The organism is Paenibacillus silvae (assembly GCF_014639235.1).
GTDB classification, from domain to species: Bacteria; Bacillota; Bacilli; order Paenibacillales; family Paenibacillaceae; genus Paenibacillus; species Paenibacillus silvae.
On record NZ_BMFU01000002.1, the window covers coordinates 721,026 to 736,240 of the forward strand.

General features: G+C 46.6%; 11 protein-coding genes and 3 pseudogenes. 5 read left to right on the forward strand and 9 right to left on the reverse strand.

Going from position 1 to position 15,215, the window contains the following annotated elements; genetic code table 11:
* Positions 1–38 precede the first annotated feature (38 nt).
* Positions 39–1,394: an extracellular solute-binding protein gene (locus tag IEW26_RS09150; RefSeq protein WP_188592150.1), complete on the reverse strand. Its 1,356-nt coding sequence runs from the start codon at positions 1,392–1,394 to the stop codon at positions 39–41.
* A gap of 273 nt (positions 1,395–1,667) precedes the next feature.
* Between IEW26_RS09150 and IEW26_RS09155 the strand changes: the two genes are divergently transcribed.
* Entirely contained in the window at positions 1,668–2,432 is a 765-nt protein-coding gene (locus tag IEW26_RS09155) for a helix-turn-helix transcriptional regulator (RefSeq protein WP_188592151.1), read from the forward strand.
* A 101-nt stretch (positions 2,433–2,533) separates the two neighbouring features.
* On the opposite strand, the gene IEW26_RS09160 is transcribed toward IEW26_RS09155, so the two are convergent.
* The 5 genes from IEW26_RS09160 to IEW26_RS09180 all read right to left on the reverse strand — a co-directional run bounded on the left by IEW26_RS09160 (position 2,534) and on the right by IEW26_RS09180 (position 10,874).
* Positions 2,534–4,171, reverse strand: a complete 1,638-nt coding sequence (locus IEW26_RS09160; RefSeq protein ID WP_188592152.1) for a response regulator — start codon at positions 4,169–4,171, stop codon at positions 2,534–2,536.
* Positions 4,156–5,913, reverse strand: a complete 1,758-nt coding sequence (locus IEW26_RS09165; RefSeq protein ID WP_186322899.1) for a sensor histidine kinase — start codon at positions 5,911–5,913, stop codon at positions 4,156–4,158. Before IEW26_RS09165 ends, IEW26_RS09160 begins: the two co-directional genes overlap by 16 nt.
* 38 nt (positions 5,914–5,951) lie before the next feature.
* On the reverse strand, positions 5,952–7,643 hold the full coding sequence (locus IEW26_RS09170; protein WP_188592153.1) for an extracellular solute-binding protein: 1,692 nt from the start codon (positions 7,641–7,643) through the stop codon (positions 5,952–5,954).
* A 192-nt stretch (positions 7,644–7,835) separates the two neighbouring features.
* Positions 7,836–9,371 (reverse strand): glycoside hydrolase family 43 protein, encoded by a 1,536-nt coding sequence (locus tag IEW26_RS09175; protein WP_188592154.1) that lies wholly within the window; start codon positions 9,369–9,371, stop codon positions 7,836–7,838.
* Positions 9,372–9,386: 15 nt separating this feature from the next.
* The gene (locus IEW26_RS09180; protein WP_188592155.1) at positions 9,387–10,874 is read right to left on the reverse strand and encodes a glycoside hydrolase family 43 protein; all 1,488 of its coding nucleotides are present in this window, start codon (positions 10,872–10,874) and stop codon (positions 9,387–9,389) included.
* 209 nt (positions 10,875–11,083) lie between these two features.
* On the opposite strand from IEW26_RS09180, the gene IEW26_RS09185 reads away from it, so the two are divergent.
* The 4 genes from IEW26_RS09185 (at position 11,084) to IEW26_RS09200 (ending at position 13,397) form a co-directional block, all read left to right on the forward strand.
* Positions 11,084–11,977: a helix-turn-helix domain-containing protein gene (locus tag IEW26_RS09185; RefSeq protein WP_188592156.1), complete on the forward strand. Its 894-nt coding sequence runs from the start codon at positions 11,084–11,086 to the stop codon at positions 11,975–11,977.
* A 156-nt stretch (positions 11,978–12,133) separates the two neighbouring features.
* A complete protein-coding gene (locus tag IEW26_RS09190; RefSeq protein WP_188592157.1) occupies positions 12,134–12,631 on the forward strand; it encodes a CcdC protein domain-containing protein in 498 nt (165 codons plus the stop codon).
* A 38-nt stretch (positions 12,632–12,669) separates the two neighbouring features.
* Positions 12,670–13,110, forward strand: coding sequence for a ribonuclease domain-containing protein (locus IEW26_RS09195; RefSeq protein ID WP_188592158.1), 441 nt, complete (start codon positions 12,670–12,672; stop codon positions 13,108–13,110).
* 11 nt (positions 13,111–13,121) lie between these two features.
* Entirely contained in the window at positions 13,122–13,397 is a 276-nt protein-coding gene (locus tag IEW26_RS09200) for a barstar family protein (protein ID WP_188592159.1), read from the forward strand.
* 73 nt (positions 13,398–13,470) lie between these two features.
* On the opposite strand, the pseudogene IEW26_RS09205 reads toward IEW26_RS09200, so the two are convergent.
* From IEW26_RS09205 to IEW26_RS30905, 3 pseudogenes are all read right to left on the reverse strand, one after another.
* A pseudogene (locus IEW26_RS09205) lies at positions 13,471–14,352 on the reverse strand (glycoside hydrolase family 30 beta sandwich domain-containing protein); the annotation flags it as partial.
* A gap of 18 nt (positions 14,353–14,370) precedes the next feature.
* Positions 14,371–14,784, reverse strand: a pseudogene (locus IEW26_RS30900) (carbohydrate-binding protein); the annotation flags it as partial.
* A pseudogene (locus IEW26_RS30905) lies at positions 14,761–15,114 on the reverse strand (carbohydrate-binding protein); the annotation flags it as partial. The pseudogenes IEW26_RS30905 and IEW26_RS30900, both read right to left, overlap by 24 nt.
* Positions 15,115–15,215: the final 101 nt, after the last annotated feature.

Genomic DNA, 15,215 nt, shown 5'->3' on the forward strand with positions numbered 1-15,215 from the left:
ACCTGCTGCCCGTGCGTTCTGCCCGTAATTAGGAATGCTTATTTGTATACCTCATCAATTGCGGCCTGGAAAGGAGCCTTGTATTTCTCAATCAGTGTGGATACGGACACGCCTTCTTTCAGCTCTCCATCAAAATCCCAGAACGGCAAGGACGGGAACGTGTTGTGGTCGAGAACCAGCATGCCAGCAGCTACTGCTCTCGCATTGTTAATATCTGCTTCATCCGTCAGATGTCTTTCCAGTGTGGATTGTTCCGGATAGTCATAGATGGAATCAATCTCATTGATTTTTTCCCAGATATACATCAGCTGCTCCGGATTTTCGACAGCCTTAGGGATCGTAATCGCTTGATAACGGGATTCTCCTGAGTGATATGCTGTAGCGCTCGGTCCTTTCGGATAAGGCAGGAAACCGATATCATAATCCGGCATATCATTTTTGATGCCTTCAATTTCATACATCGCGCCAGAGTACATCAACGTGTTACCTTGACGGAAGAATGTTGCCGGCTCAGTCCAGTCGCCGCCCTCTGTCGGTCTGCCCACTTTCTCAGTAGCCAATTTGTTCAAGAAATTGAGCGCTTCTTTGGTTTTCGGATCATCGAGGTTTTGTTTATCATCTTTGGTCAGAGAAGCTTCGTTGGAGTACAGAATCGGCTCAAGCAGGCCCGTTTGAGCGAGGCCCCATGTATCGAGCTTGCCATCATTGTTGCGGTCCTTATTCGCTTGCTTTGCTACACTCAAGAAGGTATCCCAGTTCCATTCGTCTGCATCAACATATTCCTGAAGCGGCTTCAAGCCCAGCTCCTGCATCAGTGTGCGGTTATAGAAAATGCCGTTGATAAACGAGGACTGATCTTCTGTGAAGCCGTAGCCTTTACCTTCATACTGCATATATTCCTTCGTCGTTTTCTGATTAAATACTTTATCGTTCTTGATATAATCATCCACTGGCCACAACAGATCCTGCTTGGTCAATGCTGGAATAGCGTAGTTTTTACCCAGTCTTACAAAGTCGCCCAGCGGCTCACCTGCCATCAGGGAGGCTACAACCTTTTCTTGATACTCACCAAAGTCGATAGAAATATATTCGATATTAAAGTTATGCTTCTTCTTCAGAGCTTCCAGATTTTCCAGACGTTTGATGTTGTCCGGATTGTTGTCTGTAATCTCCATGTTCCACCAGGCTACAACTTTGATCGTTCTGCCGCCCATGTCAAAGTCCATCTCAGGCGTAGAATTTTCGTCCTTTGGTTCGGTTTCCGCTGGTGCTTGCTCCTCCTGTGGTGCCGGCTTTTCCGGTGCAGGCTCAGCTGCAGGCGCAGAGCTGCAAGCGTTAATGAGCAGCAGCGCGGCAAAGATCAGACTGAGCAGCATAAACTTGTTTTTCTTCATTGTCTTCCCCCCTGATTATCGTGTGCTCCCACAGTGTATCGTCCAAATGTAAGCGCAATCAACCTGATTAAATACAGGTAATTACCCGGTCAAAATATAGATCGGGTTCATTTGAAGAAGGAAGCAAGCTTTTTCACCTGTAATTGGTAAAGAAATGCACGCTCTGCAAAATAATGCACATTGTATGCGCTTTCTTTTGTTCACATAATGAAACTAAGCCTTAATTCAGTTAAACATTGATCGGAATATAACAAGAAGGTGAGGTCATGTTTCATGCACCATATTTTGCTTGTAGATTATAGCCACCACTTGGTCCGAATTCTCGGATCACTTCTGGAAGACAACAAATCTCCATTTGTCATCAAACATCACGTCTCCAATTCCAGCGAGGCCCTTGATGCACTGTCTAAACAGGATTTTAACGTTGTTGTTGTGCATACAGAACGTTACGATGCCGCGGGATTGTGGTTGTGCCATCATATCCGACAAATAAGTGATATACCGATCGTGCTGCTGGGTGGCAGAGATCAATTCAGTCTGGTACGCAAAGCACTGACTTATCAGGTGAATGACTATTTGCCAGCCCCCCTTAAACCTGAGGCACTGCTGCATAGTCTGCATGGACTTCAGAATAGACCTGGGTCTTCTACAGTAAAAAAACGCCCTGCGCTCAAGCCGCCGATTCAGCTTAACGGCAAAGCGATGGATTCCAGCCATGTCATCCGGGTTGTCAAAGCATATGTACGGGATCATCTGCAGGAAGAACTTACGCTGAAGCGCATTGCCGATATGCTGCATTTTAATTGTGCCTATCTCGGGCAAAAGTTCAAATCAGAAGAAAAGGTATCCTTTAATGATTACATGCTGCAGGAGCGCATGAAAAAAGCGAAGCACCTCCTCTTAACCACCAATCTGCGAATATATGAAATTGCGCTCGAAGTCGGTTATCGCGATATTGACTGGTTTTACAAAAAGTTCAGAGCCTGCACAGGCTCCAGTCCCAATGCCTATCGCAGGCAAAAAGCCAACACTGCATAAGGATTCGCTGCTACAGACTATTTGCAGCAGAACAGGTAAACACAAAACACGCAGGAGATGCTCCTGCGTGTTTTGGCTGTTTTATTGAAGGTTTTAAAGGTTTATCGCTGTGCTGATGAGCGTGTAAACAGGGATTCCCGGTACTCCTGCGGGGCCATACCCGTCAGTTTCTTGAATAGTCGGGTGAACGAATGGGCTGATTCATAACCGACCTGGAGTGCGACTTCGCGCACCATAAGTTCGCTGTCCATAAGCAGCTCCTTGGCCTTGCGAATACGGCTGTCATCAATGAATTCGGATAAATTAATGCCCATCTCCTGTTTGAAAAACCGAGATAAATACGAAGGATTAAAGTGATGCAGTTCCGCCAGCCGAACGAGTGTAAGATCCTTTTCCAGATTGTCCTTGATATAATTACATAAACTTTGCACAACCAGATTGGCTCGTTCCTCCTCATTGGCACGTTTGAAATTAACGAGCTCATCAGCCGCTTGATACAGATACTGAACGGCCTCCTTCATGCTGGGGAAATGGTTTAAATAAAGCAAACTTCGCTGATCCGGTGTTCTCTGCTTCAAGCCCCAACGATTAAATGCAGTGTGCAGTGATAAAGCCAAATGATAATACGTTTCCATCGCACGCTCCATCGTCATGTCCTGTTGCAGCAGTTCACCGACAAGCTCTTCAAACAGTTCATAGAAGGATTGAAATCGTCCCGTCTCGAGAAAACCCGACATGGCTTCCACACGGCTAGAGATCCGTACAGCCTCTTTTGGAGAGGCAACCCAAGGTTCATCGTACCTATCCATTAATACCATCGACACATCGTCCCCGATCCTCATCCACTGCAGCAAGCGCAGACGCTCGTATTGTCTAGGAATTTGACTCCAGTCGCATTCGTGTCCGCTGAACGTAAAGTTAATGGATATCCCCAGTGAAGCAGTGCAGGATTCCTGTACAAGCTCAAGCGTGCCTTCAATGTATCGGGCAAAATGTTGCTCTGCTGTTCCCTGCTCACGCTTTGGCTGCAATAACCAGACAACATCTCCGTAATGATCCGTTGTGCTGACGCATTGTGTATGCTTTCCCAACAATGAGGTTCCAATGATACGAACAGAGGCTTGTGTTCCTTCCTGTTCAGTGACCGATTCGTGCAGTTGATTGGAGCGTCCAAGTACCAGATATATGGGAGAATCAAGCTTTAAATCGACAGGCGTTTCCGCCAAAAGTTGCTGTAACTCATTCAACGCCCCTGCGGATGCCCCCTCCTGCAACAGCTTGCGGAGCATCTCATCCTGCTTGAATGCGGTCAACCGTGAAGTCATCTCGCGCTGCTGCTGTAACAGCTTGTTCATATCATGGCTTTGTCTGATCTCTTCCATGACCTGCGTCACAACGTGCATCACTTTGTCGTATCCTTCCGTTTTGAGCAGGTACCGAACATTATTCATTTGAAAGGCCTGATATGCATATTCAAAATCACTGTGTCCTGTAAGGAAAATAATGCGGCACAGCGGCCAGTGGCTTTGAATCTCTTCGGTTAGCTCCAGTCCGCTGACACCTGGCATACGGATATCCGTCAGCACCATATCAATTCTTGAACGCCGCATCAAGGACAATGCTTCTGCAGCCGAATAGGCTTTGTACACGTCCAGCTGGTCAGGCATATGTCTGGAAAATGTTTCATACAGACTATCCGTAATGATTTCCTCATCATCCACGATCAGAAGCCGATACATTCGTTTTCCCCTTCCTTCCACTGGATTCGAATGACAACCTTTAACCCGTGCAATTCACTTCTGGTCAGAAACAGGCCACTTTCTGGTCCAAATGTCAGAACAAGACGCCTGTGAATATTCATTAGTCCTGTCACGTCATCCGTCGTTGAATCGCTATGCAAGAGCTGCTGCATCTTCTTGATATCTTCCGCCTGAAGATCATTCCCGTTGTCCTCTACAATGATCTCCGCAAAGCATGATTGCATCTGGAATTGAACACGCAGCAGCCCTTCAGTCGTATTTTTTTCAAGACTGTGTTCGTAGGCATTTTCAATAATGGGTTGAATAACAAGCCGTGGAACCTGAATTTTCTGCATTTCTGGTGGAACTTCCCCAAAATCAACCTTGATTCGTCTGGAAAAGCGAAGCTGCTGAATTTCGGTGTAGATACGGGAATGATGCACTTCTTCCTTCATTGATACATGATCGGTTCCATTTCGTGTGATGAAACGAAAATACTCACCCAGCATATTCGTGAATTGCTCAATCCGGTCCGTCTCCCCCGTTCTTGCAAGCGAGTTGAGAATGAAGAAGCTGTTGTAGAGGAAATGCGGATTAATCTGTGATTGAAGCTGCTTCAATTCTGCTCGCTGCATCATCATCGTTTTTTTGAAATCACGGTCAATCAGCTGCTGCAGATTTTCAATCATGTGATTAAAGCGGGCATACAGGAATCCGAATTCATCTTTGCGATGATGTACTATCGGAATATCGAGCACACCTCCCTCCATCTTTTTGAATCTCTTCACAAGCAGCAGGAGCGGAATATGAATTAACTTGTACGTAGAATAGAGATACGCTGTAATGGCGATAAAGGATGTAATCGCAAAAATCCAGGCCCATTTGTAAAATTTGCTCAGCGGTTTGGTGACCATTTTTTCAGGCAAATACGTAGCAATGGATAACCCCAAGGGTTCCATATGATGCTGGTTGACATAATACAAAGTGTTCTCTACGGTGACCTCGAAGCTATCGAGCGAGTTCTTTTGACTATATTCAAGATAATTGTCAAGAATGATCTTTCGTTCCTTCTGATCGGAAATAGCAAAACCAGTCTTCTCTTCAATGAGCAGAGAGGCACTCTCCGGATACAGATTAAGCTGGGAAAGTTCATTCTGAAAAGCGGCGTTATCAAGCTCTACCTGTATGACAAACAACGGTGCTTCTCCCATTTTACCTGTTAATCGTACCGCACTCAGATTCAGAGCATCATCTTTTACAGTAAATCGGGTCGCTTCGCCCTGCGGATGTGAACTGAAAAATTCATAAGAGGCCTGATTGTACTCATCAATGCCCTGCATCGCAGAAATGCTCTTGTTGACTGCAGGTATATGTACATACACATTCTTGATATATGCGCTGCTGTTCTTGAAGCCAGCAAGCCGATCAGATAAGTAATTTAACGTTTCACGTCTTTCAATTTGGCCCATATTGTTCCAGAGGATCGCAAGCCGATTCAGCTTGCGGTCCTCTGCAATATCAAACTGCTGCAGCTCCATCCATTCAATCTCTCTGCCAAGCTCATTCGCATATTGACTGAGCCGCCTCTCCGTGGACAAGGAAATTTCCTGGCTCGCTGTATCATAGCTCCAGTGGTATAGATAAACACCCAGTAGAATTAATGGAATAACAAAAACCAGGTAGGTCATAATCAGTCGTGCAAATATACTGTTAAACCACGACTGAGCGGGTATCTTGAACAATGCACTCCCCTCCTGAATTCAGTTCAAGAATACCTGCCTTAATACGATAAGACAAAATCTTGTGGTGAACGTGCAGCCGTGGCTTTATACCATGCATTCACCTCTGCTGTAATTTCTCTACCTCCCAGTTCAAACCAATCTTCCACGAATTGATCAAACTCTTCGATGGGTGAACCATGAATGATGTTCATATACGCTTCAAGCTGGAGATCACGAAGGATCTCTTGACGGTCCACCATCGTTGCTGTGATTCCACCTGTGAATTGATCATAAAGCAGCTGACCGCTCTGCTCATAATGGTCTGCAATGCTAAAGGCACCTGTCGGGCCGTAGGTCTGTCTCCACCCCCAGCCGCTCTGCAAGCCTTCTGCTTCATAAGCTGCGATTCGCTTGTGGATCGCAAGGGCTTCATTCTCCAACCTGGAGAAATCACCAGAACGTCTGGCGTCACGAATGTCTCTGTACGCGTCTATATTTTTGGTACCCGGAAAAGGTGTAACCGGTGAAAGCATCCATACAGCGCGGGAATCATCATTGTAATACGTTTCATACTCCGCGTTCTGGCCCCAGTTTTTGTCCAGATGCAGATTCATCAGCTTGACAACAACCTCAGGGCTAGCGAACCCTTTTCTCACCGCAAAATAATGCCCTGTATTGGAACGAAGCGGTACAGCTATGTCCCGCCCCTCCTCCGCCACAATAGGATAAGCCTGCCATTCTGCTTCAGGGTCCTGTTCACGAGTGGATTGAATCGCAAACGGGGTCCATTGCTCCCCGTATAACATGCCGATTTTTCCCTGCTGAATCAGTCGGTATTCCTTGCTGCCATTTTTGTATACAAAATCAGGATCAAGCTGCCCATCCTTGTACATGGATTGTAATTCTTTGAGTGCCTTACGCACCTCAGGCTGAATGCCGCCATACATCAGCTCTCCCTCCTGGTTACGAATCCATATGTTTGGAAAAGCACCGTAACCGGCCATGAATCCAGATACACCCATGACAGGGTCCCAGAGATAACTCGTTAAAGCCAGGCCATAACTATCCTTCTTTCCATTACCGTCAGGATCGAGTTTTGTAAACGCTTTCGATATTTCAAGCACGTCTTCCATCGTTTCCGGCGCATGCAGGCCCAGTTTATGCAGCCAATCCGTTCTGATCCACAGATACTGTGCTGTCTCAATCGAAGAAGAAGACTCTGGAATCGCCATCAGCTTGCCGTTAATTGTTGCTGCATCGAATGCACCTTTGCCTTCGGCTTCCAAAATTCGTTTGGTAAGTGGTGAAGCATAATCACGGTATACGTCTGTCAGGTCTTCGATCAGATTGGCATTGCTTAGCTGCCTGAGCTGGTACGGATTGACCTTGACCACGTCAGGGAAGCGCCCGGCAGCTAACGAAACGCCCAGCTTTTGATTGTATACGTCTCCCGTTGCAATCCAGTCATAACGAATCTGAATGCCCAGCTCCTGCTCATACAGACGGGTCCAGCGATTATCTACCAGCGTCTCACCCGGAAGCTGATCAATCATTCGCTGCAAATCCTCCCCCGTTTCCCTGACAAAAGAAACCTGGATTGGCGGTGAATATGCCTGCTCCGAAGCCTCCGTTTGCTGTCCGGAAGAAGAAAGTAATTGTCCGGAATTCCCTTGAGTGTGTCCGGCAGGCATACAAACCGTTAAAATAATGATGACGGTCCATCTTGTTTTGTACATCCATCTCTTATGCATGATGACATGCCCCCAGTTTGATTGAATGAACATATTCATGATTTGTGTCACGATTCCATTTTTCCTGAATCAATCATCCACTTTTTTTCAAAACCAATCATCCAGAATTGTTATTATTGTACAACATCTTATCCGCCTTGAGTACGAAAAAAGCCGCCGCCCGGCGACTTTTATTGACTATTTTGCAACCGTCTATTCCAGAAGCTCATACTCGAAATTGGAAAAATCAGCCCGTCCGCCAATCTCTTGTGTGGAGTAAAGGAACAGACCTATTCGGCAGCCCATAAAATGATCGAGCTTATAAACCATTTTATGAGCAATGCCAAGGCTCTTCCACTCCGAGCCGTCGAGATAAGCAAAACGGCATTCATCTTGATTTTCCACAAAATTGGCCGATCCCTGCAGCGTCACAACAGCACCTTGTATAGGGATTCGTGCATGCTCTGTCGCAGGCTCCTGATCAATCAAATTGCCGAAGATGCCGGCATCCTGACTCTCTCTTGACTGCATTACAAGATAATATTGACCTGCTTCTTTGGTAAGTGCAATCAGACCGTAAGTGCCGATGAGAAAGCACAAACCTGCATAATCACCGTCATTCAGACCGCTGCCGTCAAGTGTTACGCGGGCTGCACAAGCCGGTCCCATGGAACGCTGGGTTAGTGTATTGACCGCAAACGTCAAATTTGGACTTAGCTGACCTGTGCGAATCCGGTATACACCCGGAACCTCGGTTACAGACCATAACTCATCATGCGGCGTGTGATTCCATTGCCATACATCACTAAGTCGGACCTGGCCCCGATCATCCAGTGTATATTCGAAACGATCACTTGCTACCAGCGGTTTGTATGAATAACCCGGTCTTGTACTGGAAATTTGCACTTGTTTCGGAGCCTCTTTGGCAAATACCGGTACGCCTGCTTTGAAGCTCATCGGCACCAGCACCGGAATTCGGCCGACCGCACCATGATCCTGAAAAAGCATGGCATACCACTCACCCTCCGGTGTATCCACAATGCCACCCTGTGCGACTCCCGAATTGAAGTACCCCATGTCATCGTCAAACACTTCACCGCCAATAAATGTTCCATCCAGCGAATCAGCCCGGTAGCAGGCTTGTGTTCTGCGTCCGGCCGCCTTGGTCATATGAATCAGAAATACATAGTAAATGCCATCAATCTTATAGAAATGTGCACCCTCGTAGCCCAGATAATGCGGCTGATGATCCGTCACAATGATGCGGTGCCTCCCATCAGGCTTCTGCCCGGACAGATCCGCGTTTAATTCGGTCAGATGAATCTCTCTGTTGCCATGCACCAGATACACCCGCTCGTCATCGTCAAAAAACAGCGAGCAGTCGTGATAGAATCCTTCCACAATCTGTTTGTGCCACGGTCCTGTAATCTCATTCGCAGTAAAGAGATACGTCTGACGAGTATCATTGGCCACAAAAATGACATAGAACCTGCCGTGATGATAACGCAATGAAGCGGCCCACATGCCTTTGCCATAAATCTGCTTGCCATCCTCCAGCCGCTGCGCTGGCGTATTGTCCAGTCTGTCATACACATACGCAGCCGTCTCCCATTGCATGAGATCATAGGAACGCAGAATGACACAGCCAGGCATCATATGCATGGTTGTACTCACCATGTAATACGTATCCTCTACCCGAATGACATCTACATCCGGATAATCCGCCCAAATGATCGGGTTTGCATGCATGTTGTCAAACACCTCCTATGCCTTTTCAAAAGTCCATTGCTGCAAAAGAATACACGGGTTGCTGTTCGGATGATTATCCGGCGACTTCAACACAAGATACAGATCATGAACATGCTCCGCTCCTGTAATCGAAGTCCAGCCCTCCGTCCACTCTGGGCCGTCTTCTGATGCAGGAATTTGCACCGTACCAATCAGATCCCCTTCCACACTATCCAATCGCAGTTCCAGCACACCCGGCCCGGCTTGACTGCGTAACCATGCTGTAAAACCCGCCGCTCCTTGCTCGCCAAAATCAACACGTGATAGAGCAATCCAGCTGCCCGCATGCAGCTGACTAACCACCGTATTCTGATTCACGGACTGACCCTGGTCGTTTTCTTCTTGCATGTCATGCGTTGTTACTCCAGCACTCCACCCAATCGTGGAGCCGCTAACCCTATGGAACGGGTTCAGCGGCTTCAATTGCTCTACCCCTGCGTAATCCGCCTGGATAGACTTGATCCTTCCGCTCCCCTCCTCGTATTCTACGAGATTCAAATGTGTAGAACGATACCCTTCGGGAATATCCATAGCCTGACACAGTGTTTGCGCATGATAAGCGATGTACCACTGATCTCCAAGCGGGAAAATGGCATGATGATTGTTACCGCCAATTCCAAAGAAATGACCTGGATTTTTCAAAATGGTTCCCTGATACGTCCAGGGTCCCATCGGATGCATACTCGTCATGTATGCAATTTCCCCTGGCGGTGGACTGTCTTCATCCCGTTCCACCTGAAAGAAGTTCGAGCAATACGTGTAGTAATATATGTTGTTATACTTATGTATGCCTGAATTCTCAAACATAAAGGGAGCCGGAATCACCTCGGCCTTCCCCTCTACACTGACCATATCCGCTCCAAGTCGCATCACGCGCGCTGTGTCCGGTTTTTCAGGCTTTCCTTTTGGGACACCTCCGCCAAAATAGAGATAGGCCTGATTGTCATCATCCACCAGCACAGCCGGATCAAATAACCAGGTGACGTCCTCCACCCCAGGGGTCTCTCTTGTCACCAGTTCTTTCCCGATCGGGTCTGACCAAGGACCTGTCGGGGTTGGAGCGCTTAATGCACCAATTCCACTTGCGTTATTGGCAAAATACAGATAAAAACGATCTTCCCCGTTAATTTTGCAATGTGCCGCTGCCGGAGCCCAGGATTGTGAGGCCCAGGTAGCCGCTCCTTCTGGACCAGCCACCTTGATCTCGCCATGATCTGTCCAGTTCATCAGATCCTCCGAAGAGATGACCGTTATTTTGTTAATGGACTGATAGCTGTTTTTCTGAGGATTTTGGTCTGGATCATATTCCAGCTTATCACTTGTCATATAGAGATAGACGCGATTATTATGCACAAGCGCATATGGATCAGCACCGAATTTGTGAGCCACCAGAGGGTTAGCGTTTGGACGAAGCTTGCCGATCTCCTGCTGCCGGACAACCTGCGGGGGCATTTCATTATTCATCTCGTATTCCTCCCTAAAATAGAATGAATGCACCTCATATTTTGAACTTCAATAAGATTTTGCAGCTTTTTGGGCATAGTAAATAGAGAGCGTTTGCAAAACAAACGCCTTCGTGATAGGATGATTACATTTTAAGTGAACCTGAATCCCATTTCATTGCGTTGTTTGCTTGATTTATTGCGTGAAATGATCGGAGGTGCCCATTTCAGATGTCTTCCGAGTATTTTTATGACCCCATTCAGCCTGAACTGCTGTACCGTCATCCTTCAACGTCATATAAGCTTGAATCCAGTTATCATCGGCATAATGCATACGAGATCTTTTTATTTTTGAAAGGCCATGTGCATTTCTATGTAGATCATCGTTGTTATCCCATGCAGCGTGGGGATCTTCTTGTCATCTCTCCGGACGAGATGCATCGCACGCTCATTCTGGATGAAACGGAATATGAACGCATCACTATTAATTTGAAGAAAACGTATATCTCCCAGCTTTCTACCGTGCTGACCAATTTATTGTCCTGTTTTGACCATCGTCCGCAAGGTACAGGCAACATTATTCATCTGCAGGATGATCAGTTAAACCAACTGCTCTATTGGACCCGGCAGATCGAACATTACGCTTCATATAACATGTTCGGTGCTGATGTCAGAACCAATGCAGCGATGGCAGAAATGCTGGTCCTGATTAATCAGTGGTTTCAGCATAATACCTTTGTGCCTCAGGATATTATGCCAGAGCTGGTGCGAAAAACGATGCAATATATCGATAAACATATTACTCAAGATATTACTCTCGGCGTACTGTCTGAAGAATTCTACATGAACAGCACTTCGATAAGTCGGCAATTTAAAAAGCATACCGGGCTTACCCTTCGTTCCTACATTCTGGGACGACGCATTGAATTAGCCAAGTTACACCTTAGAGACGGAAGGAGCATTACTGAAGCCTGCTACCAGTCTGGATTCAGTGACTATGCCAATTTCATTCGAAGCTTCACCAAAATTGTAGGCATCTCGCCAGGAAAATATATGAAGCAGCGGCGCGAGGCTGTGGCCTCCCCGTTTAGCCAGCAGATTATAACCAACAACATCATGCCATAATTGGCTTGGTGTTTTTTTATTGTGATGAAATGTCTTTAACATATAGAAGATGAAAAATGACAAAAGTCACCTCATTCCAATTACTTTGTTCACTTCTGCATACTAACTAAATCCCGGATACTGAATATAACAAACCAAAGAAGAGGGTGTCTTGTTATGAATGTCATTTCCTTATCTATTTCATTACTCATCGTTTTGCTGATTCTGAGAGGTGTGATCCAGGGCAGTCAAAAACCGCTGCATGAGTCCGGGCGCAAGTTGTTAATCCCGATTCTCTATATTTCAACATGCTTGTTTGAACTGTTCGACCCTGCATTGGTGCTTACATCAGGCAGGATACTTGGTTCGTTGGCAATGGGTGCTGTTCTGTCCATCCCGCTGATTCTGGTGACATCATTTGAACGCCGATCAGACGGATACATGTATTACGAAAAAAACATAACCCTTTATCTGCTCATCATCGTTATTTTTTTCATTCGTTATCTGGATCTGCTGTTCATGACGGATATTGATAGCAAAACGATGGGCTTTCTTAATAATCTCGTGGCCTTGTCTTATATCGGCATATGGCGAATAGCGAGCTACTTGAAATTCCAACATGCCAAGTCTCGGCCTCTCTCCATGAAAATTGATTTATTGAGCAAAACGGATTAACATTAGAAGCATTGTCAATGTTAAAAGGAGATTTGAACATGCTTCTAAGAAAGTGGCTTTATCCTCTGTTCATTATGTTATCAGCACTGCTGTTTGCAGGCTGCACTTCGCAGATCGTGTCCAATACCGGCTCCAGCGCTGCTCACATCTCGAAGGAAATGGGATTTCAGGAGGTTGCCGATTACATCAGGGAGCACCACAAGCTTCCGCCCAATTATATCACCAAGAAAGAGGCCCGAGCACTGGGCTGGGAGCCGAGCGAGGGCAATTTACAGCAGGTCGCCCCAGGCAAAAGCATCGGCGGCGATGTTTTCAGAAACCGCGAAGGCTTGCTTCCAAACAAAAAAGGGCGAATCTGGTATGAGGCAGACATTCATTACACTGGCGGGAAACGCGGAAGCGACCGAATACTATATTCGAGTGACGGTCTGATCTATCAAACGACGGATCATTACAAGTCATTTCAGCAGATTAAATAATGGAGGAACTTATGCGTATCATTGAGATTGACGGGCGGCAATTACATAGCCGTGAAGCGCTCCATCAATTTCTGCAGGAGAAACTTCAACTGGGCGAACACTATGGACGTAACCTGGATGCCTTGTGGGATGCCTTGACAGGTGAAGTGCAGATGCCGCTAACGATTCACTGGAGCTTTCTGGATTCAACAAGAGAAATGATTGGTGAGTATGCTGACCAAATCATTGAAGTTATGCGCGAAGCTCAGCAAGAGATGCCTGATTTCACACTGGAATTAAGACCATGACCAATAGGCAGCCTGCGGGCTGCCTATTTTGCTATTGTACAGTCATCGCTTTTTATCCCACTCTCCCTGCTGCTTATGGCTGAACAACAAAGGTTGTCACACTTTGAGCCGGGAGATTTGCCGTGAATCCATTGCCTGATACCTGCAGCGGAGAACCTGCTGCCAGATTGCGTGTGCTGTCCGTAATCCAGGAGGACACCGAGGAGGCCGCTGCATTCTGAACCGTGAATCGTTGATTCACGACGGAGGTATTTTTGTTAATGGCCACAATCACGATTTTATTGTTCTCCCCTTTGTACGCCGACACATATACGCCGTTCACCGGATTTTTGGTTGCATCTACCCGAACATCGCCTGGACGAACGAACTTCGAATAATGCGCCATGCTGTAACCCCGTTTACTTATCGTACCGTCCTCTTTGATCGGACCATAGTGTCTGCGAATGTACCACCATACATAGGTCTGGAAGTTCCCTTCAACCATCGCATTGTACATATGCTCTGCCACGCCGAGAGCTTCAGGCCAACGGTCTGCGGAATCCGTCTCGCTGTTTGGATAATACACTTCTGTCATCCATAACTCTTTCCCTGCTCCTTTTTGCTCAAATAACGGATAAGGGAAATCGCTGTATTGTGTGCCATACGTATGTGCACCGAGAATATCCATATTAGCTAACGCTTGGGGATCATTAAGCAGCGGGTCTGACATGGTTTTTACATAAGAAAAGGATTCTGGAGCAATAACCCGGTTGTTGATGGAACCGGCATTTTCCTTCATAAAGCGCAGCATTTCCTCAGGAGACCACCATGTCCAGTCATGCGCATAGTCAGGCTCGTTTTGCACGGAGATGGCATACAGATTAACCCCGTTATTTTTCATGAAAGTGTCAAACTCATTCAAATACTCCGCATATGCCTCATACTTATCGTATTTGAGACGTTTAGCCTGTGTATCCTGTACAAATGCAGTGACGTTGATATTGTCGATGTTCGGTCCGCCTGTCCCCGTGGTCACAAACTTCAAGGTGCTTGTACCGTTCACCATTGGCACCTGAATTGACTTATCCTTCCACGTACTTCCGCTGCCCGTAGCTTCAAATGCTACACTGCTCAGAGCTAATGAACCGTTGACGTAGACATCCACATTACTCGTGCCGGACGGCTGGGAATAACGAATCTTGATATTTTTAGTACCGGTGCTGCCAATGAGAATCGTATTAAACTGAACAGCTGCTCCACTCGCGTTTTGGAATGAGACATACCCCGTGCCTGTGTATCCTGTAAAGGCTGTGGCCGCTGCGGCACCACCAGAGAGCGTTGTTGTAGATTCTGCTTCATACGTTGAGCCGCCGCCCGAGCTCATATTAAGCGTGAAAATCTCTGTCATATCGCTAGGTGGATTCCAGGGCGATGCAAATACGATGGCACCATGCTCAATCGCTTTTTTGGCCGTTGCTACTTCCCGCTGCCAGTTGTTCTTATTCTCATCAATCGGAATTCTGAGTACCGAAAAGCCAAGCTGGTCTGCCCCGTTACCAAAAGCGGTTTCCCGCTCCGCCGCAGTAAGATCGCCTATCCATCCGGAATGTGTCATGCCGCCAAAACCACGTATCAATTGTTTTGTTGACGATGCATTAACGACTACATCATTAGCTGCCATTACATTGGAGGAAGCAGGAACATAAAACAATGGTAATGCTGTTACCGCGGCCAGCATGGTACATAAGGATTTTTTGATCAATGAATTCACGTGCTGCTCATCTCCCGACGTATAAGATATGAAGCTGGTTTTTAAACCTGAAACTTCTGCACAACTCC

Excerpts from the sequence above, each read along its gene's own strand:
- IEW26_RS09150 (WP_188592150.1), bottom strand. The coding sequence starts at position 1,394 with ATGAAGAAAAACAAGTTTATGCTGCTCAGTCTGATCTTTGCCGCGCTG.
- IEW26_RS09155 (WP_188592151.1), top strand. The coding sequence starts at position 1,668 with ATGCACCATATTTTGCTTGTAGATTATAGCCACCACTTGGTCCGAATT.
- IEW26_RS09160 (WP_188592152.1), bottom strand. The coding sequence starts at position 4,171 with ATGTATCGGCTTCTGATCGTGGATGATGAGGAAATCATTACGGATAGT.
- IEW26_RS09170 (WP_188592153.1), bottom strand. The coding sequence starts at position 7,643 with ATGCATAAGAGATGGATGTACAAAACAAGATGGACCGTCATCATTATT.
- IEW26_RS09175 (WP_188592154.1), bottom strand. The coding sequence starts at position 9,371 with ATGCATGCAAACCCGATCATTTGGGCGGATTATCCGGATGTAGATGTC.
- IEW26_RS09180 (WP_188592155.1), bottom strand. The coding sequence starts at position 10,874 with ATGAATAATGAAATGCCCCCGCAGGTTGTCCGGCAGCAGGAGATCGGC.
- IEW26_RS09185 (WP_188592156.1), top strand. The coding sequence starts at position 11,084 with ATGTCTTCCGAGTATTTTTATGACCCCATTCAGCCTGAACTGCTGTAC.
- IEW26_RS09190 (WP_188592157.1), top strand. The coding sequence starts at position 12,134 with ATGAATGTCATTTCCTTATCTATTTCATTACTCATCGTTTTGCTGATT.
- IEW26_RS09195 (WP_188592158.1), top strand. The coding sequence starts at position 12,670 with ATGCTTCTAAGAAAGTGGCTTTATCCTCTGTTCATTATGTTATCAGCA.
- IEW26_RS09200 (WP_188592159.1), top strand. The coding sequence starts at position 13,122 with ATGCGTATCATTGAGATTGACGGGCGGCAATTACATAGCCGTGAAGCG.